The sequence below is a fragment of the Rhodosalinus sediminis genome (assembly GCF_003385555.1).
Classification (GTDB): Bacteria; Pseudomonadota; Alphaproteobacteria; order Rhodobacterales; family Rhodobacteraceae; genus Rhodosalinus; species Rhodosalinus sediminis.
In genome coordinates, this window is the sequence record NZ_QOHR01000072.1 from 356 (window position 1) to 1,191 (window position 836).

Genomic DNA, 836 nt, shown 5'->3' on the forward strand with positions numbered 1-836 from the left:
ATTTAAAATTATAATTAAGAAATCATAAGATGATGAACTGTAAATTCATATAAGATAAAATTATTTTAAATATACACTTTTAACCTTGAAAGCTAATAGAATTATTATCTTAATAAACTATATAACAAAAAAAACAACTAAAAAAACTCCCATTATTAACCCTACAATATTAATTATAATTAAATAATTATTTTTATTATACATTATAGTAAAATTTATTCAATTCATATTATCATAATATCTCATTAAAACATCATAAATCATACGAAAATATACATAAAACATTACTACAGAACAAAAAATTAAAAACATTATAAAATAATACTCATATTTAAAAATCATTATAAAAGCAAACAACTTTAAAAAAAATCCTAATAAAGGAGGTATCCCAGCTATTCTTAATACCATTAAAATCAACCAACCCTTATATTTTATTTTTATCAACATTGTAAAATCTTCAAATAATAAAAATCTAAAAAATTTCATAACTGGAAAAATTATTAAAGAATATAATAATAAATATACAAATCAACTTAAGTCATCAGAAAAATTACATAATATAATTCAGCCTATATGATACACNAGTCATCAGAAAAATTACATAATATAATTCAGCCTATATGATACACAGAAGAATAAGCAATTAACTGCTTAAAATTCCTTTGATTATAACATCCAAAAACTCCAAAAAATAATCTAACCACTACTATCATATAAATCACATAAGAAATAAAAATTCTCATAATTATCAAAGGAATTAATTTTTGAAAAGATATTAATATAAAACAAGACATTCACGATAAACCAGAACAAACCGAAGGAAACCAAAAAAAAAA

Annotated in this window: 1 protein-coding gene; it reads right to left on the minus strand. The window is 19.5% G+C overall.

What is annotated here, in order from left to right; genetic code table 11:
* Positions 1–611 precede the first annotated feature (611 nt).
* Positions 612–794, minus strand: coding sequence for a proton-conducting transporter transmembrane domain-containing protein (locus DRV84_RS16295; RefSeq protein ID WP_101335831.1), 183 nt, complete (start codon positions 792–794; stop codon positions 612–614).
* Between the last annotated feature and the right edge of the window lie 42 nt (positions 795–836).

Bases quoted from the DNA above. Each gene is read 5' to 3' on its own strand.
- DRV84_RS16295 (WP_101335831.1), bottom strand. From the start codon at position 794: ATGTCTTGTTTTATATTAATATCTTTTCAAAAATTAATTCCTTTGATA.